Genomic DNA, 18,440 nt, shown 5'->3' on the forward strand with positions numbered 1-18,440 from the left:
TCTACAATTTCTACATCCATAAAATTCCCTTTTTGAAGATGTTATTCAGTCAATCTCGCCATTATCAAAAAATAATTAGACTTGCCTATCCCGTTTGTTTAAGTCAGTTAGGAACTGTCTTGGTGAGTCTGGCGGATAGTGCAATGGTCGGAAAATTAGGAACTCTCGAACTCGCCGCTTCATCTTTTGCTAACAGCATCTTTTTTATTTTTATTACCTTTGTTACTGGTATTACTTTTGGGATTACACCCTTAATTGCAGCGGCAGATGGAACGAAAAATTTAACTGAAATCGCGCGCATTTTAAAACATGGAATTTTAGTGAGCGCGGTTGCCGGTGCGAGCTTTTCATTACTGCTGTGGAAAGCCACACCTACCTTGAAATTTTTAAATCAACCTGAAGCTGTTGTTGAGTTAGCAATTCCCTACTTTAAAATTTTAGCACTTTCTTTGATTCCTTATACAATTTTTCAAGGATTGCGGCAATTTATGGAGGGCTTATCATTAACGAAGCCCGCGATGTATGTTAGCTTGTTTGCCAATATTATGAATATTATTTTAAATGATTTACTGATCTACGGTCATTTGGGTTTTCCGCAGATGGGATTAAATGGAGCCGGAATCGCGACCCTAATCTCGAGAATCTTTATGCCCATCGCGATTATCGTGTTTGCGATCGCCATTCCTCAAAGCTTTTGCTACCTGCGAAAAATGAGACGATTGAGGATCTCTATTTTCCAAGCGCTGAAAGTCATCAAAATTGGAATTCCCAGTGGCATCCAATTTTTATTTGAAAATGGAGCGCTAAGTTTTGCGGCCATTATGATGGGTTGGTTGGGCACTCAAGAACTAGCCGCCCATCAAATCGCCTTGAGTTTAGTCACCGTGACCTATATGGTTGCCACTGGCATCTCTGCCGCTGCCACTATCGGTGTGGGAAATCAATTCGGTCGTCGCAATTTCCACCAGTTACGGGCAACGGGGTTAAGTTCTCTGAGTTTGGCAACCTCTTTATCGATTATCAGTGCCTTTATTTTTATTCTCGGAAACCATCGACTTTCTCATTTATTCATCCAAGACGATCGCGTCATTCAACTCGCATCTTCCTTACTAGTTTTAGCGGCATTTTTCCAAATTTTTGATAGTATCCAGGTGGTGATTATCGGTGCGTTGCGAGGCATGGGCGATGTCGCATTCCCCACCCCGATCGCGATCGCTTCTTACTGGATCGTGGGACTGCCCCTGGCTTATCTTCTCAGCGGACCCTTACACTTCGGTGCGAGCGGGATTTGGTATGGATTGTCCATCGGGTTTTCCGTCGCGGGGGGTTTACTGTTTTTACGGTTCGATCGGTTGAGCAAACAGGGATTGAATGGCTCTCACCACTGTCGTTAGAACATAGGCGATCGGGGGCAGGGGGGAAAGACCAAAGGTTGATTACTGCGAGGCAGAATTAGGGGTATAGCAGTAGGCATTCAGCTATCAGCATTCAGCCATTAATCAAAACCTTGTTATTTATAGCTTGTAGATGTTGTAGGTTTCCTAACACATTTGCGTAGCGCTATAGTGCCCCTACTCATCTAAGAATGGGTGTCGATGGAAAAAGCAGGCGCTTGCGTCCTAAAATTATCTTCACTGACGCGGGCGATCGGATGGCAAAAATCGCCCGATCGCTTTGAATCGAACCTTTAAAATCAAAATGCAGTGGAAACTTTAATACAACTCGACTTTCTCGATCTCGGAATTGCTTTGGGAATGATGGCGATCGCCATTGGACTATCAGCATGGCAGCAATTGGGCTTAGAAGGAAACTTAGCCCTCGCCACCGCCCGAACTATCATTCAACTCCTCGTCGTCGGGATGGTCTTGGAGGTTGTTTTTACCTGGAAAAATCTCCTGGCATTGGTCGGATTACTCGCCATTATGTTGTCGATCGCAGCCATTGTCGCTCGCAATCGCATCAGCAAGAAAATTCCAAAACTACTCCCCCTCGTCTGGGTTTCGATTCTCGCCAGTAGTGGCTTTACCTTACTCTATACAAACTTGCTCGTTTTGCGCCAACCGGATATTTGGGGCAACCCGCAATATCTGATTCCCCTGGCGGGAATTGTGATGGGAAATGCTATGAACGGGGCGGCGATTTCTGGGGAACGGTTCGCCAGCACGATTCAATCGAGTTCCCTAGAAATCGAAACCCATTTATGTTTGGGGGCAACCCCAGAACAAGCGGTTTCTGAATATCGAAAAGAGGCGATTAAATCGGGACTGATTCCGACGATTAATTCGATGATGGTGGTAGGGTTAGTGACGCTACCGGGTATCATTACCGGACAACTCCTGAGTGGTGTCAACCCGATTTATGCTGCCGCCTATCAAATTTTAATTATGTTTATGCTCGCCTTGGCAAATCTGATTGCCACCCTGATGATTACGCGGGGGTTAGCCAAGAAGTTTTTTAATGGGGCCGCGCAATTGGAACGATTTTAGAATAAGTAATAAGTAATCAGTTGTACAGGTGAAGCCCGAATCAAACGGAACGCGCGCCTCTAAGTTCGTGAAGAAAAAATTCCGACCGAATTCGTTGCTTGAATCCTCTGATTTTCAGTACCGGTCAAACTTCTTACTTTCAACTTATTACTTGCGAACACCGACTCATTGTCAATTGTCAATTGTCCATTGTTCATTACCCCCTACCCGTGTTCGATGCGGAAGACGTTCGCGTATAAGTTAGCGATCACTTGTTTGCCTTCCTGGGTTAAGTCCAAATAGCTCAACCCGTCCTCGATATAGGGATAAACCACCGTCCAGTAAAATTTAGGATATCCCGCGCGCAAGTCTCCCGGTGACCGGTAACCGAGTTCTTTATTCATGCCGGTTTCTTCAAACTCGTAGAATAAGGCGCTAATTTTCTGTAAGTAGCGCGGATCGCTCAATTGGCCGATGAGATCCGCGGCGCGAACTAAACCGGGGTAGCCTAGAGTATCCTGACGATCTTCTCCGGCAGGAACGGGAAAGCGCGTGAGTTCGATATTTTGTTTGACGATATCGGCATTAATGAGCTGATGACCGCCAAATCTTTCGTCGGTAAATAACTTGCCTCGATCGACATGATAAGGAGTGAGGCTGGCATCGGTCATTCCCGGTTCCAAGTAAATGGTGGTATCGTTGATGCCGGTCGCGTAGGTTCGCTGGCGTTCGTTATCTTGGCGGCATACGCCTTTGACGTAACCGATATCGTGGCACAGTAGGGCGATGGTACAGTGCATCCAATCTTCGCAAGATACGCCACCCTCGCGAATATGCTTGCCCCGTAGAATTTCTTGCCCCACCAGAGTCACCAAAATTGTATGCTCGATATTGTGATAGAGAGCATCGCTATTGGCAATATTCTCCAGAGCCATTCCCCCCACCCAAGCAATAATTTCGGCGTAGTTCGATTTGTAGCCGCCATAGGTGATGTGATAGTTCTCCTGGAGGCGGGCCACGAAGTCATTAACGAGTAGTTTTGTGGCATTAAACATTTGCTATCTCCGAAAAAGGGTTAAGGGTTAAGGGTTAAGGGGGAAAGGGAGAAGAAACTCATGACTGAACCATAGAAATCGATCTGATGTTTGATTTCTACCAGATGTCTATTTGCTATCTCCTTTTTATAGCTCGCGATTTACCTATTCAGTTGTGATAGATACTCGTTCCGGATAATGTAACGTTCCGTGCCATCGGGTGTTCTTGCGGGGAAAGTCACATCGATCGAAAACCATCTCAAAATGCTGCTAGAGATCCTGTTAAAGTGCGATCGCATCTTCATCTTCCTCGACAATCGAAATTTCCGCTCGCGTCTACCCTCAAAATCGGAGAATATGAGTGAAGAAGCTCGAGTTCATTATCCTGACAGAAGATGCTGCTCTATTGGGATCGGACGATCGCACCAATTTCCCAATAACTCTAATGGATGTGCGATTCGTTTTTGGGGTGATGTTGTGAATTCGTCAGCATATCGAGGGTAGACAAAGGGAGATTGGCAAAAACACGGACCCGAATCTAACAGGCGATCGCAACTGGGTTTCTATAACGTTTCTCGAATGGATCGGGTCCGGAAGATCCCCGGCAAATCCCCCTGATGAAGGAGGATTTGAAATGGAGGTCTGCCCTCACTGACTTGAGAACCGCTATACAACTGGGCGACTAATACTTGGCTGCTCGGAAAAACACTTTGCAGTCCCCTCAACCCGATCTGACCCCAACAATCGTCAAGGATATCCGAGGATAGCTTGCGAGCTACGGCGCGATCGGTCTGACGTTATCTATACTTTAACTTTATATATATTATGATGCTGTATTGTTCGGAGAGTGAAGGCGATCGAACTCAGAAAGATTCACGATCGAGATCGCTCAATTTTAGGGATCTCGATCGCGCTGCATCGGAAGGGACGCAACCCGGTGAGGTAGAATTAATAACATTCTCGATTCCAAATTAAATCTGACTCAGTGAAGGGTTCGAGATCGGGATAAAAAGCACCCCAGTACCGATCGGTTTGATGTAATAGGACGGCTTTGGATAACGCGGAGAATTTGGAATCGTCTTTGCAGGTGGACACAAGGTAATCGGCAATGTACAAACGCTTTCAAATTGCGATGGTTCGTGTTTTAGATTTCCTCAGTCGCGGACTCCTGTTGCTCTTATTGGTACTCGAATGCAGAATCTCTCCGGCATTCGCAGAGAATGTGCCCGATAATCTCGAAGGGGCGATCGCTCGTTTGAACGCCACAGAAGTTCGCATCAGCCTGGGCAGTTCCGCCGGAGAACTCAAATTTTTCCCCGATACCTTGGAGTTTGTTGCTGGGAAAACTTACAAGTTGATTCTCGATAATCCCAGTCCTCAAAAACACTACTTCACCTCCAAAGACTTTGCCGATGCCAGTTGGACGCGCAAGGTGGAAGCGGGTAACGTCGAGGTCAAAGGCGCAGTCCACGAACTCGAACTCAAACCGACAGCCGTTGCCGAGTGGGTATTCGTACCGATGAAGCCGGGAAGCTACTACTTGCACTGTACGATCGCCGGACATACGGAAGCGGGGATGACGGGGGAAATCACGATCGCCCCTCCCCAATCTCAAGTTTAGTATCGCTCTCCCGATCGGAATCAATTTGGGGCGATCGAGGTAAAATCAAAGGCTGTTTGTCAAGCCCCATATATACCCATTCCCCATTCCCCGTTCCCCTTTACGAAACACCCATACTTCGCGTTAGGTTCTCCTCACTTCAATAACTCCTCCGAAGCGAACGATCCAACTTTGGAAATGACCGACGAATCCGATTCCGCAACGACCGTAGGAATCTGTTACGGTATATAAGATACTGCTTCGAGACATCGATCGCAAAAATCCAAAAGCGTCGCGGCACGATCTCGTTCCCCATGCGCTTTCCGCCTTCGATCGCACCATCGAGATTTTCTCTTCTAGTAGCCTATCTTGACATTGCAAATATTTCTCAACTCTTGCAGTTACGATTCCCAACTTCTCCCCATCTCACATGAACATTTTTAGCGAACTTCTAGCCAATCCAGCCCCAAAAAAGAAAGTTCAAAGTCAGCTTCCGAGTCTGAAAAAACAACGCCGCCAGATTCAAGTCAAATCCTCCCGCGAAATCGAAATCATGCGGCAATCGGCGAAAATTGTCGCCACCGTACTTAAAGAAATCTCGGAAATTGTCAAACCGGGCATGACAACGGCAGATTTGGACGCTCATGCAGAAAAACGCATTCGGGAAATGGGAGCAACCCCCAGCTTCAAAGGGTATTACGGTTTTCCCGCTTCGATTTGTGCCAGCATCAACAATGAAGTCGTCCACGGGATTCCCAATCGCAAAAAAGTGATTTGTTCTGGGGACGTGTTGAAAGTCGATACCGGAGCCTTTTATCAAGGATTCCACGGCGATTCTTGCATCACCATTGCTGTAGAAGAAGTGAGTCCCGAAGCGGCAAAGCTGATTCGGGTGGCCGAAGAAGCCTTGTACAAAGGCATCGAGCAAGTCAAAGCCGGAAGCCGCTTACTCGATTTGGCCGGGGCAATTCAAGACCACGTGGAAGCCAACGGATTTAGCATCGTTGAAGAGTTTACCGGTCACGGCGTGGGGCGCAACCTACACGAAGAACCGTCGGTTTTCAACTTCCGCACCCACGAAATGCCCAATGTCAAACTCAAAAAGGGCATGACCTTGGCCATCGAACCGATCGTCAATCAAGGTTCCAAGCACACTCGCATCCTCTCGGATAAGTGGACGGCAGTGACGGTGGATAATTCCCTCTCGGCTCAGTTCGAGCATACTGTATTGGTGACTGAAGACGGTTATGAAATTTTGACCGATCGCACCAAAGTCTAAAAAACAGAGTCGAAAATCCCTCGAAGCGTTACGATATCTCGATGATGTCGGGGCGAACTGTGGTTCGCCCCGATTTTGTTGTGCTAGTTTTGAATCGGAGCAGTTTTGACCGATGCGATCGCGTTATCTCGAACGCACGCTCCGATCGAAATTGTGCCGCTGTTTTCTCTCCAAACACTTGCAGGGGCGGACTGTCAATCTTCAATGCCATCGTTCGATTCATGGTTCGATGTCATAGCCGCCCCCCACGAAATCACAGGCTAAAACTTGAATCCCTCACGGGAGGGAGCTGTCGATTGTTAGGAGAGAATAGATCCATGACACAACCCAATCCCGGAACTCGCGTCACATCCGGTTGTCAAGGTTGCTTAAAATTTTTCCTCATCGGAATCGGTGCGATCGTCATTTTACCGATCGCCCTCGGAACGATTAGCAAGACCGTGAAAGCAGTTTTTCCATCAGAGGTCGATCGAAATCTCAAAGTTTTGAAAAATAGCAAAGAGTGTCCGTCGTGCGAACTTACGGATGCTTACCTGGCGAATGCCGATTTGAGCGAGGCGAACCTGGAAGGGGCAAATCTAACGGACGCGCATTTGAGCAAAGCCAATTTGGTCGGGGCAAACTTGAAAAGTAATCTCGAGAGTGCCCTGTTAACGGAAGCGAACTTAAGCGGGGCGAATCTTGAAGGGTCTAACCTCGTTGAGGCGAACTTAAGCGGGGCGAATCTTGAAGGGGCTAACCTCGCGGGGGCTAACCTCGAACGAGCTGACTTCACTGGAGCGAATCTTACTGGGAGCGAGATCGGGAACGCCCTCAACTTCACAGCCGCGCGCTTCGACGAAACGACAATTTTACCCGATGGCGAACAGTATATTCCGCCCAAGAAACTACTCGCGGCTTGCGATGGGACTCCGGTGGCGGGCGCGACACCCTATGAGTCTACGTCAAAAACGCACCCGATCGTGGCGAGCTTGAATACAACTCTCGACGATCGCTATTTATCAGAGTCGTGGGTGGCGAAAACTGGCAACGAGGTAGAACTGGTGGTTTGCATCGACCAAAATACCCAAGGCGAGAAAATCGAAAGCTGCTTTTACGATGGGATCGCCGAGTCTCAAGACAATCCCGGAGCGCCAGAATTCGTCGTCGATCGCTATCGTAGCGTGACTTGGGTGAGACTGGTGGAAGCCGCATCCGGTCAACAGCTCGATGAAATATTCTTAAGCGAAGATACCGCTCCCTGTCCGGAACAGGTAACCTACACTCAAACGGAAGCCGCCGTGGGAACGCGGGCAATGGCGGGACCGGAAGTTTCTCCCAAAGCGATACGAGATTGGTTGCAACCCTACGTTGAGATTGATTGAAGATTTTTGGGGGATGGGGTGTGAGGGTTATGGGGTGACGCGGGGACGTGGAGATGCGGAGATGGGAGAAACGGGAGAATTGGGGGAATCGGGAGCAAGATGCTCCCACTATCTACTATCGATTCTTCCTGTGCCTCCCAAGCCCTGAATATGGCTGCTCGATAGCGATGAGGCTAAATCATTCTAAACTCATCCCACAGGTGAATCGTCGGAATCCTACAATATAGGGTACCCAAATTTTCCAGCGCCACTATGGAAGTTCGATTCGAGATTCTCCGCCAAAACCGCAACGAAGCGCCCCGTACCGAGACTTTTACCCTAGATGTCGATCGCGGCGATACCATTCTCACCTGTCTGAATCGGATTAAGTGGGAGTTGGATGGGACGCTGGCGTTTCGTAAAAATTGCCGCAATACCATCTGCGGCAGTTGTTCGATGCGCATCAACGGACGTTCTGCCCTGGCGTGTAAGGAGAACGTGGGGGGAGAACTCGATCGCACCCCTGGGAACGGCGAACCCACGATTACCATCGCCCCCATGGGAAATATGCCCCCCATTAAGGATTTGGTGGTGGATATGACCAGTTTTTGGGATAACCTCGAAACCGTCGAACCCTACGTCAGCAGCAGTGCCCGATCGATTCCAGAACGAGAATTCCTGCAAACCCCCGAAGAACGGGAAAAACTCGATCGCGCTGGCAACTGCATTCTCTGCGGTGCCTGCTACTCGGAATGTAACGCTCGCGAGGTGAATCCGGATTTTGTCGGCCCCCATGCCCTTGCCAAAGCCCAGCGAATGGTGACCGACTCCCGCGACGGACAAACCGAACAACGTCTGGAACAATATAACGAAGGAACTTCAGGGGTTTGGGGGTGCACTCGCTGCTACTACTGCAACTCGGTGTGCCCCATGGAAGTCGCCCCGATGGATCGCATCAGCCAGGTGAAAGGGGAGATTTTAGCCCGGAACGATCGCAGCGTCAGTCGCCCTATCCGCCACCGCAAAGTGCTGGTCGATTTGGTCAAATCCGGCGGCTGGATCGACGAACGGCAGTTTGGCATACAGGTGGTGGGAAATTATTTCCGCGATTTGCAAGGCTTGATGAGTTTGGCACCCCTAGGACTGCGGATGCTGGTACGGGGCAAGTTTCCGTTGGGTTTCGAGGCTTCGGAGGGGACTGCTGAGGTGCGATCGCTGATTGATTCGGTGCGGGAATTGCGTCGGTGAGTTGCGGTGACTTCCGCTCGATCGCGTTTTGTTTCATAGTAGATATGGAAATTCGCGATTCTCCCCAGGAGAGGCTTTGCGCTCGGGCGATCGCGATGAGTTCGGATACTTCAGACATGACAGAACCCCAAGAAACAGAATCTTCCACCCTGGAAACGCAAAACCCAGAAGCCACGAACGATGAAGCGATCGACCCCGCAGAACCTGCCTTCGGCTGGACTCGATATTCCGAGCAAGTGAACGGGCGATTTGCCATGCTCGGTTTTATCTTGCTGGTTATCCTGGAAACGGTAACCCATCAGGACTTGTTTACCTGGTTGGGATTGCGTTAACCTCAGGTTTCGGTAGGGTGTGGGGAATTTGTGTTGTTGTGCTTCGTCATCAGTAGACCTCCTCACACGGAGGCTCTCTCCACCAGACTTTTTATTTTTTCTCAAGCCAACCAAGCTCCTATTCCATCCCACGCCAGATCGATACACCTCCACGTCTCGCGTGGAGCAGAATGACAAACTTCGTGCATTAGGTCGATACCTCCCGCTTCGTTTAATAAATGCCCAGCCCGCCTAAGCTTCTTCCAGTCAATATCCCCTTTTGTTAGGGCACAAAGAAGCGCTTCAAGAAATTGAATAGTTCCAGTCAAAGACGCTGGTGCCGAATCACCCACCTCAGTTTCAATATCTCTGAGGTCATTGAGATTTGCTTGCATCCACCGCCACGGCATAGGGCGACGAGCATAGTCTTCTCGCCAAATGACAGCATCATGCTCCTGTGAATTGCATAATTTAATTTCTGGTAAATCATCTGGGTAATTCTGCGCGTCTAGCTCTCTAGTCCTCCGCTCCTCTTCCTCTATTACTTTTAAATACTCCCCACTAATGTCTGGCAGTGAGAGATTTCTAGCGTTACGTCTTTCCTTCTTCCTTCGACTAGCTTTTCCCATCGTTTTTTGTTTAACGTTAAACTCTAAAAAACATCAAAAATTAAGCGTAGATTCACTCAGGGTAATTCTTACTGCATTAATCCTAAGAGACAGAATACTTCTAAACTACACCAGCTTTCCAACTCAAACAATCGATATTTTAATGGCTCTTCACTAGACCTCCTGCATGAATCACGAAGCATTTGCCAGTTCAGCATTCAACAGCCCAGCGATGAGGTTCAAGCGTAAGCCAAACCGTTTCGTGCGGTTGCGATATCGTTCGGAGAAGATGCGGAAAATCTTGAGGCGACCGATGAGATGTTCAACTCGCACCCGCAGTCGTGCCAGGGCACGATTATGCTGTTTTTCTGAAACCCTCATTCTTCCGTTCCCCATTCCCCGTAACAAACAGGAAATCAGTTTCAGTGTTCACCCATCGCAATTAACGATCGCCGTTCCGTCTCTCTTTCAACTTCAGGAGAATCTCGGCATGAACTTCTTGAGTAATCGGGTAAAAATACGCCAGAGCGATTCCCGCAATTAAAACGATCGTCGGTAAGGGTCCGATCGCGATCCGAATGGCCAGTAGTGCCGAATCCGGTTGAACGGGGGCGGGTTGTCCGGCGGTACTTTCAATGTATCCCGCCCAACCGAGGGCGTTGAGTACCAAATTCAATCCGATCGCCAAACCGATTTTTTGCAGCAACACCATAAATGCATAAAAGACCCCCTCGCGCCGCTGACCGGTTTTCAGTTCGTCGAGATCGATCACATCCGGTAGCATCGACCAGGGAATCAAGTACGCCGTCGAGACTCCCACTCCCGCCATCACTGCTAGAACGTACAACAGCGGCACTTGATTCGGCTGGAGGAAGAACAATCCGGCTTGGGCGATAATCCAAATGCTCATCCCCATAAAATAGACCGCTCTTTTACCCAATCGCTTGCTAATGGGGGTCCAAACGAACAGCATCAACAAAGCCGTCGCTTGCACCGCAAAGGCAATTTGGGTAAATGCAGCCCCCGGCAGTGCCATCCAACTGACAACGTAGTACTGAATAATGGTGGCTGTCACCTGCACTGCCAGCCAGGAACACAGATAAATTCCCATCACGTAGAGGAAGGGAACGTTGCTAAAGGCGATTTTGACCTGCTCGAAAAAGGGAATCGCTTCCGTGGGTTCTGCAGTTTCGGCCCGTCGGGCATCCATCGCCGCCACGCGCCTGCGGGTTCCCCAAACACATAGGTATAGCGGCACAACCGACAGAACCGTACAAACCCCAGCCAGGATGATGTAGCGCAGGGCTAAATCTTCAACGGCCTCGAAAATAAACAACGCCAAAATCAGCGACAGCAGGCTACCGCCAATAGAGAAGGCAAACCGAAAACTATTGAGGCTGGTGCGTTCGTTGTAGTCTTGGGTGAGTTCTGGGGTGAGGGCGGTGTAGGGTAAATTGACGATCGTGTAGGCCATGTTGAACAGAATCGAGATCCCCACGTAGAACCAAAACTTACCCCAGTTGCCGAAGTCCGGAACGATCCACTGGAAGAAAAAGAACAATCCAAAGGGAATCGCCCCGAAAATCATCCAGGGATGTCGCCGCCCCCAGCGAGACTTAGTGCGATCGCTCAAAAAACCGACAATCGGATCGTTCACCGCATCCCACACTTTCCCGATGGCGAGTATCCAGGCAGCCAATGCCGCTGGCAACCCCGCCACATCGGTAAAGAAAAATGCCAGAAAGAACACCAGGACGTTGGCTGTAATCGCCGGTCCCATATCCCCGGCCCCGAAGGCCAGTTTTTCGAGAAAACTCATTTTCTCGGGGATGGAATCCGATGAGGTGCTAGCCGTTGAGGGGGAATCGTTCATGGAAGTACGCGATCGTCGGGAATTGTTAAAATTTAGCGGCCTGCCCAATTTTAACCACAACTGTTAGTTGCCACCAGAGGACCGTGGGACAGAGAACTGTAGGGGCACAAGCATTTGAGCGATCGATTCTGCAACAAACAAAATCTAATCAATCCACATGCTTTGCCCTCCAGGGTGTGGGGGAATTGGGAGGCTGTAGGGGCACAAGCATTTGGGCGATCGACGATGGGTCCAGCAAAACCAAGGTGGGCGAAGGTGGCATCAGAAGCATTGGAAGCCCGGGGGGAAGACTTCCGGCAGATTACACAATTGGCTGGTGTTGTCTTAACTCAAATGGCGACTGCTATATAGCGGTATTCACTTTGGGCGCGGACATTTCTACCGACACGATTGTTGGGAACGCGAGCAAGATGTTTGTGCTGATGCACACGCTTCGCGAACGCACTGATTGTCCTAACGAACCTGGCGACTGCTATATGAGTCGATGCCACATCCCCTCACGGGCGATCGAACATCCTGAACCCTCACCTCGCGTTTCCCGTACTGCATTAATTGTCTAAATTGTCAAGGACATCGTTGAGTTGTTCGCTTGCCGATTCGATGTGTTTGCGGGCGGTATTGAGGAGTTGCACGCAGCCCACCAGAGGTAGGGTTCCTGCCGTCGCCGCGATCGCCCGTTCCGAGAGTTTCCCCGCAGCGATCGCCCCCATCGATCCGAGGCTGACGCACACGCTGATTCCCGTTACCGCCAGGGCAAAGTTATAGTGCCGCTTGGCGAGGGCGAAGCTTTGCTGGGATTGTCGGAGTATTTCACCGACGATTCGATCGCGATTGTGACGTTGAATCGAATTGCGAACTGGCTTATGAGGGATTTTATGCATAGTTAATACACTTTGTCAATAGCTATAGACAGAGCAGCGTCAATCCTCCAAAATTACGGCGAGGTGGGAAATTTCGCCCGATCGAAAAATTTTTGAAATTTTTTTTGCTATTCCCGTAAAAACCGGTTCGATCGCCTGCTAATGGAGTAGCAGCGTTAGGAAATCCCCCATGGATTGGAATCGATGGAGACCCAAAATCCCGATCGAACGATGGATGAATCGTCAGGCGGTGAGTGGTTTTTCCCGATCGCACCTCGCGATGGCAGTCGAGGTAATCCCCCTGCGATTGCCCCGGTTTGGGGTTGAATCTCGCAGTACGATGCACGGACGATCGCATTCTCGGTTTCCGGACATCATCCCCTCGGGAGGGCAGTCAGCTGCAACCCATCTCATTTACTCGTTTTGACTGACGCGGAGACGCGGAGACGCGGAGACACGGAGAAGGATTTGGTCTTTTTACTTTGTGTTGAAAATATGCAATTGAAATGTGGATGAGCTTATGGAACAGTTTGAATTCCATCCCCACCGAGAGTTAACCATGCCGGAAAATCAGCATGACGAATTTGATGACAAGTTCGATCGAAACGAAAACCCCGATGGCAATGAAGATGCGAATGAACGTGACGAGTTCGACGATACGGCCGATGAAAATCCCGACGAAAACCCGAATGCAGACTCGTTGAATGCCGAGTTACACGCCCTGATTCAAGAGGGGTTGCCCTATCCCGAAAACAGCCCCCAACGGCGCAAAATCAAAAATGCGATCGCCCGCAAAATTCAGCAGTCGGGGCAGCTATTACGGCGCGATTCCCCCCTTTACGAAGATGCGTTGTCGTTAACCTGGCGCTATTTTTGGGGGAATTTGTGGGAAGCGACGACGGCAAAAAAGCCCTTTAGCGAACCCACCTGTAAGATTCTGCATCGGCTGAATAAGTATCTCAAATTTCGGCTGCTTGATGCAGAGAAAAATGCCCGAGAGGAACAGCAGCAACGGCAACAACGTCGATCGCCCGATGGAGAGTGGATGGATATCGCCGAATCCATACCCGCGCCGGAACCCGACCCGATTATCGCTCAATTGCGGGACTTCATCCAAACCGATCCCACTGGGGAATTGCAGGCAACCCACGTTCGCAGGAAACCGGAGATTACCGCCCAACTCCTCCTCTGGCGGCGAGGGATAGAGGACGAACCTTGGAAAGACCTAGAGGCAGATTTGCACACCCGAATTTCCACCCTGAGTGATTTCTATCAACACAAGTGCCTGCCGCTGATTCGGCGCTTATTTGGAGAGGAGGGATGAATCAACTGCCACATTCCGGGTGCATCCCATTACCAATAGGTGACAAGTTAAGCAATTTTGTCAAATGTCAAGTGCAATTCTTCGACCTCCATTAAACCCATGATTCCTCGCGACTTCACTCTTTTACGCAGGGGGATTGGGGGACGAACGCCTCCCCCAACGGGGGGATTGGGGGGAGACCCCCCAACTCCGGGTTTTCGGCAAATCGATGGAAGGTTGACAAAGTGAATACAACCTTAACCCTTCACCAATGCCCATTACCCCACCCGCATCACAACGCTGAATGCTGACGGCTGACGGCTGAAAGCTAACAGCTCAATTAACCCAAAAAAACACCATGAACGACGAAGATTTAACCCTAAAAATTCCCATTCCCACCACCGTTCGCCAAAAAGCCAAACAGTTCGCCGCCGCGCAACCCACCCCCGAAAAAGCCGCGCGGGTGTATCGCCATACCCTCGCCGTATTCGCCGCAATGGAATATTTGCAAAACTGGCTGGGATACGACGTACCCGAGGAAGACAGTTTGAATCCGGTAACCCGAACCTTGTCCGATAGTGCCGATATTTGGATTGCCGGTATCGGACGAATTGAATGCCTCGTTGCCGAACCCGATGCCGAAACCTGCCCCTTGCCCCCCGCAGCCCAGGAAGGACGCATCGGCTACCTGGTGGTGGAAATGCCACAAAACAAGAACGAGGACAAAATAGAAGCCAAACAAGTGCGGCTGCTGGGCTTTGCGCCGATGTTCGACCCCGAAGACGTTCCCGACGAGGTGGAGTTGGAGGCGTTGGAAAGTTTGGATGAGATGGTGGACTATTTCCATCGCCTCGAACGAGGGATGGATGAGTTGAAGAAGATTCAATCGAACTCCGAATCGAACCCCGAATCCAATCCGGAACCCGACGAACATCAGCAGTTAATGTTGGTGGCGATGCTAGAACGGATTTACCGCCAGGAGAAGCCCAATCGCTGGGGCATTAAAGCCGCACGGGTGCTATCGGGCAGTTCCCCAGAGTTGGCGGCGGTACGGGAGAACAACCTGTCGGGGGATTTGGTGGCGCGCCAAGAAGATGCAGAAGCCCTGATGCAGCGTTTGGCAAATGTGTGGCAATCCAACCTGTAGCGGTATGGCTGTAGCTAGATGAAGGATATCCCATCGAGTGACAAGTCTAAATTAGCTGAAGGCTGAAGGCTGATGGCTATAACGAGAAAATCTATCGCCGACGAAACACCCATGAACCCAGAACAAATCGACGAACAACGCATTCAAGCCTACGCAGAACTCATTCAAACCCTGCTAACTTGTCCCGAAGGGCAGGAAATCGAGATTTTGCAGCAACATCGAGAACTCGTCGATGTTGGCTTGCTGCAAGTCATGGCGCTATATGCGGCGCAGTTGCAGGAAAACGGACAAACCGACGCAGCGAACTTTCTGGGGCAACTGGGGCAACAACTCGCCCAAGCCCTCGGAATCGAACTTCCCACGGAGGAAATAGCCACCGAGACCCCACCCAACCCGGATGCACTGCAATTTCTCGGGGAACTGTTGCAATGCATCGCCGAACACGGTGGCAATCCCCAACAGGTCTATCCCTTTTTTCAGGCAAATCTGGGGCGGCTGAATGAGGAATTGCTGCGGGTATTCCCGTTGATGAAGCCAGCCCTTGAAAATCAGAGTTCCGAAGCGCGAGAGACGATTGCCGAGAATGTAGGTGAATTTGGCAATCTGATTCAGCAATTTCCCCTGGGAAATCGGCTGCTGAACCTGGAACTGGCCATTGCTGCCTACGAACTCGCCGTGCAGGTCTTTTCCCTCCAGGATTTCCCCGAAAAATGGGCGGCAACCCAGAATAATTTAGCCAATGCTTACAACAACCGCATTTCTGGAGACCGGGCCGAGAATTTGGAGGCGGCGATTCACCACTTCCAGCAAGCTTTGCAAGTCTATACCCGCACCGCTTTTCCCGAAAAATGGGCAACGACCCAGAATAACTTAGCCAATGCCTACAGCGATCGTATTTCTGGAGACCGGGCCGAGAATTTGGAGGCGGCCATTCACCACTACGAGCAAGCTTTGCAAGTCTATACCCGCACCGCTTTTCCCCAACAATGGGCAATGACCCAGAATAACTTAGCGGCTGCCTACAGCGATCGTATTTCTGGAGACCGGGCCGAGAATTTGGAGGCGGCCATTCACCACTACGAGCAAGCTTTGCAAGTCTATACTATCGAAACCTTACCCGCTACTTGCCTCACCGTTAGCCGCAACCTTGGGAACCTCCACTTCGAGACCGAAAACTGGATCGATGCCGCCACGGCCTACGAAACCGCCCTCGCCGCCAGCGAACGATTGCGAACCTGGGCCGCCCACGAAGACCGCCGCCAAGCCGTCCACAACGAAGTTGCCGAAGTCTACACCCGCTTGGTTCGCTGCTATTTCAACCTCAACTGTTACGGTAAAGCCCTAGAAACCGTCGAACGTTCTCGATCTAAGCGTCTGGTGGAACTGATGGCTGGTAGCAACCTGAATCGCGATGGCAACATTCCCTCGGAAATTCAAACCCTCCTGAAACAAATCGACGACTGCCAAACCCAAATCGATACCCTGCGCGGGTTGAATTCCGGTGTGGGGATGGCAGATCCCCCTAAATCCCCCTTAACAAGGGGGACTTTCTCGGACCCCTCCCGCCGACACCCAAACTCCTCCCCCCTCGACCAACACTATCCCCGACACCCAAATGACTCCCCCCTTCATAAGGGGGGCTGGGGGGGATCTCTTCATCGCGCAAACAAACATCAATCGTCTACCCTTCATAAGGGGGGCCGGGGGGGATCTCTTCATCGCGCAAACAAACAGCAATCGAACCGCGCCGCCCTCAAAGCCGCCACGGAAGCCATTCGCACCCTAGAAACCGAAAAACAACAACTCCGCCAGCAACTGAGCCAACTCGACCCCGTTTCCGCCGGTTTGCTGCAAGTCAGCCCCCCCAATCTCGCCGCCCTCGCTTCCCTCCTCACCGAACCCACCACCGCCCTGCTGAGTTTCTACACCACCCCAGACACCACCTATATCTTCATCCTCCGGCAAACCGAAACCGGCGAAGTCACCACCCGCTGCCACACCTGCCCGGAAAACTCCCCCGAAAATCCCCAGGAATCCTTGCAAGTCTGGTTAGCCAAAAACTGGCTTCTCCCCTACGCTGCTATCAACACCGCCGACACCGAAGCCGAACGCAGCCAAAACTACCGCACCTGGGCAGATGCCATCCCCAACATCCTCGCCCAACTCACCCAACGCCTCGACTTCTCCACCCTGATTGAGCAACACCTGCAAGGCATCGCGGAACTGATTCTGGTTCCCCACTTACTGCTGCACCAAATCCCCTTCGCCGCCCTTCCCGTTTGTGCGGACAGACGCGGAGACACGGGGACGGGGGGACGCGGGGAGGAGGGATGTATTTTAGGAAAGGAATTGTCCCGACCGGAATTGGCACCGACGGAAAACTCTATCTACCTGGGGGATTTATTCCAACTGCGGCAAGTGCCCAACACCCAAGTTCTGGAGTTCTGCCAAAATCGCCCGGAACCGAACCCAGCTAACCCCCACGGAACCGTAGAAGATGCCACCGACGACCTCCCCTGCGCCAACTTCGAGGGAGAACGCATCGCCCAACTCCTGAAGATTCCCCCGGAAAACCGCCTGCGGGGTCCGAACGCCACCGTCACCCGCTACCGCCACCTCATCGCCCAAACCCACAGCCTCCTCTCCTCCCACCACGCCCAATCTCGCCTGGACTCTCCCCTGGAATCGGCCCTGGTTCTCGCCGACGGCACCATCACCCTGGGGCAACTCCTCACCCCCGCGTGGCGACTGCCCCACCTGAGCGATATTTTCCTCTCCTGCTGCGAAACGGGACTGGGCTTTTCCACCGACTTCATCGACGACCCCCTGAATCTGGCTGCGGGGTTTCTCTGCGCCGGGGCCCGCAATGTGGTCAGTACCCTCTGGTCTGTCGATGACCTCGCCACTTCCCTGTTTACCATCCGCTACTACCACCACCGCCAAACCCGCAACCGTCCCGCCGCCCTCCAAGCCGCCCAACGGGACTTGCGAACCTTGACGGGCAAAGACTTCAAACGCCACTATTCCAAGGAACTCAACGCCATCCTCGAAGACCGCTACGACGAAGCCACCGCCCATCGCGACAAGGCCAAAAACACCGACCCGAAAGCCTACGAACGCTGGGCTGCCGTTGCCACCCGCATCGACACCGCTCAAAGTCGCCTGAAGCAACTGTGCAAGGAGGAGTTACCCTTCGCCAGTCCGGTGTATTGGGCGGGTTTCGTATCCCAGGGGGTGCGGTAGCATTTGGGAGTTTGGGAAGAATTGGGAAGAATTGGGGAGAATTGGCAGATTGAGAGCGCTAAACTCATTAAAATTCTCCCGTTTCCCCGTTTCCCCGTTTCCCCTCATTCCGAATTCAAAAATCTC

Annotated in this window: 16 protein-coding genes; 11 read left to right on the forward strand and 5 right to left on the reverse strand. The window is 51.1% G+C overall.

Annotated features, from left to right (window positions below):
- Nucleotides 1-38 precede the first annotated feature (38 nt).
- Together AC2215_RS07495 and AC2215_RS07500 are read left to right on the forward strand one after the other, a co-directional pair.
- Nucleotides 39-1,394, forward strand: a complete 1,356-nt coding sequence (locus AC2215_RS07495) for an MATE family efflux transporter (RefSeq protein WP_486809407.1) — start codon at nucleotides 39-41, stop codon at nucleotides 1,392-1,394.
- A gap of 309 nt (nucleotides 1,395-1,703) precedes the next feature.
- The gene (locus AC2215_RS07500) at nucleotides 1,704-2,486 is read left to right on the forward strand and encodes an ABC transporter permease (RefSeq protein ID WP_486809346.1); all 783 of its coding nucleotides are present in this window, start codon (nucleotides 1,704-1,706) and stop codon (nucleotides 2,484-2,486) included.
- 203 nt (nucleotides 2,487-2,689) lie between these two features.
- On the opposite strand, the gene AC2215_RS07505 is transcribed toward AC2215_RS07500, so the two are convergent.
- The gene (locus AC2215_RS07505) at nucleotides 2,690-3,520 is read right to left on the reverse strand and encodes an Npun_R2479 family HD domain-containing metalloprotein (RefSeq protein ID WP_486809347.1); all 831 of its coding nucleotides are present in this window, start codon (nucleotides 3,518-3,520) and stop codon (nucleotides 2,690-2,692) included.
- A 1,111-nt stretch (nucleotides 3,521-4,631) separates the two neighbouring features.
- Here AC2215_RS07505 and AC2215_RS07510 point away from each other — a divergent pair.
- The 5 genes from AC2215_RS07510 to AC2215_RS07530 all read left to right on the forward strand — a co-directional run bounded on the left by AC2215_RS07510 (nucleotide 4,632) and on the right by AC2215_RS07530 (nucleotide 9,301).
- Nucleotides 4,632-5,120: a multicopper oxidase domain-containing protein gene (locus AC2215_RS07510; protein ID WP_486809348.1), complete on the forward strand. Its 489-nt coding sequence runs from the start codon at nucleotides 4,632-4,634 to the stop codon at nucleotides 5,118-5,120.
- Between the two features lie 409 nt (nucleotides 5,121-5,529).
- On the forward strand, nucleotides 5,530-6,378 hold the full coding sequence (map, locus tag AC2215_RS07515; RefSeq protein WP_486809349.1) for a type I methionyl aminopeptidase: 849 nt from the start codon (nucleotides 5,530-5,532) through the stop codon (nucleotides 6,376-6,378).
- Nucleotides 6,379-6,695: 317 nt separating this feature from the next.
- Nucleotides 6,696-7,742 (forward strand): pentapeptide repeat-containing protein, encoded by a 1,047-nt coding sequence (locus AC2215_RS07520; RefSeq protein ID WP_486809350.1) that lies wholly within the window; start codon nucleotides 6,696-6,698, stop codon nucleotides 7,740-7,742.
- 252 nt (nucleotides 7,743-7,994) lie between these two features.
- Complete coding sequence (locus AC2215_RS07525) at nucleotides 7,995-8,969, forward strand: succinate dehydrogenase/fumarate reductase iron-sulfur subunit (RefSeq protein WP_486809351.1); 975 nt, start codon at nucleotides 7,995-7,997, stop codon at nucleotides 8,967-8,969.
- A 44-nt stretch (nucleotides 8,970-9,013) separates the two neighbouring features.
- On the forward strand, nucleotides 9,014-9,301 hold the full coding sequence (locus AC2215_RS07530) for a hypothetical protein (RefSeq protein WP_486809352.1): 288 nt from the start codon (nucleotides 9,014-9,016) through the stop codon (nucleotides 9,299-9,301).
- 101 nt (nucleotides 9,302-9,402) lie between these two features.
- On the opposite strand, the gene AC2215_RS07535 is transcribed toward AC2215_RS07530, so the two are convergent.
- The 4 genes from AC2215_RS07535 to AC2215_RS07550 form a co-directional block, all read right to left on the reverse strand.
- Nucleotides 9,403-9,909 (reverse strand): hypothetical protein, encoded by a 507-nt coding sequence (locus AC2215_RS07535; protein WP_486809353.1) that lies wholly within the window; start codon nucleotides 9,907-9,909, stop codon nucleotides 9,403-9,405.
- A 171-nt stretch (nucleotides 9,910-10,080) separates the two neighbouring features.
- Nucleotides 10,081-10,296 (reverse strand): transposase family protein, encoded by a 216-nt coding sequence (locus tag AC2215_RS07540; protein ID WP_486809354.1) that lies wholly within the window; start codon nucleotides 10,294-10,296, stop codon nucleotides 10,081-10,083.
- A gap of 34 nt (nucleotides 10,297-10,330) precedes the next feature.
- Entirely contained in the window at nucleotides 10,331-11,761 is a 1,431-nt protein-coding gene (locus AC2215_RS07545) for an MFS transporter (protein ID WP_486809355.1), read from the reverse strand.
- Nucleotides 11,762-12,309: 548 nt separating this feature from the next.
- The gene (locus tag AC2215_RS07550) at nucleotides 12,310-12,642 is read right to left on the reverse strand and encodes a hypothetical protein (RefSeq protein WP_486809356.1); all 333 of its coding nucleotides are present in this window, start codon (nucleotides 12,640-12,642) and stop codon (nucleotides 12,310-12,312) included.
- A gap of 169 nt (nucleotides 12,643-12,811) precedes the next feature.
- Between AC2215_RS07550 and AC2215_RS07555 the strand changes: the two genes are divergently transcribed.
- The 4 genes from AC2215_RS07555 to AC2215_RS07570 all read left to right on the forward strand — a co-directional run bounded on the left by AC2215_RS07555 (nucleotide 12,812) and on the right by AC2215_RS07570 (nucleotide 18,314).
- Entirely contained in the window at nucleotides 12,812-13,048 is a 237-nt protein-coding gene (locus AC2215_RS07555) for a hypothetical protein (RefSeq protein ID WP_486809357.1), read from the forward strand.
- A 93-nt stretch (nucleotides 13,049-13,141) separates the two neighbouring features.
- Nucleotides 13,142-13,945 carry a sigma-70 family RNA polymerase sigma factor gene (locus AC2215_RS07560; RefSeq protein ID WP_486809358.1) on the forward strand — a complete coding sequence of 268 codons (804 nt, stop codon included), beginning with the start codon at nucleotides 13,142-13,144 and terminating at the stop codon, nucleotides 13,943-13,945.
- Between the two features lie 337 nt (nucleotides 13,946-14,282).
- A complete protein-coding gene (locus tag AC2215_RS07565; RefSeq protein WP_486809359.1) occupies nucleotides 14,283-15,071 on the forward strand; it encodes a DUF1822 family protein in 789 nt (262 codons plus the stop codon).
- 111 nt (nucleotides 15,072-15,182) lie between these two features.
- Complete coding sequence (locus AC2215_RS07570) at nucleotides 15,183-18,314, forward strand: CHAT domain-containing protein (RefSeq protein WP_486809360.1); 3,132 nt, start codon at nucleotides 15,183-15,185, stop codon at nucleotides 18,312-18,314.
- Nucleotides 18,315-18,440 lie beyond the last annotated feature (126 nt).

It is taken from the genome of Zarconia sp., assembly GCF_057467645.1.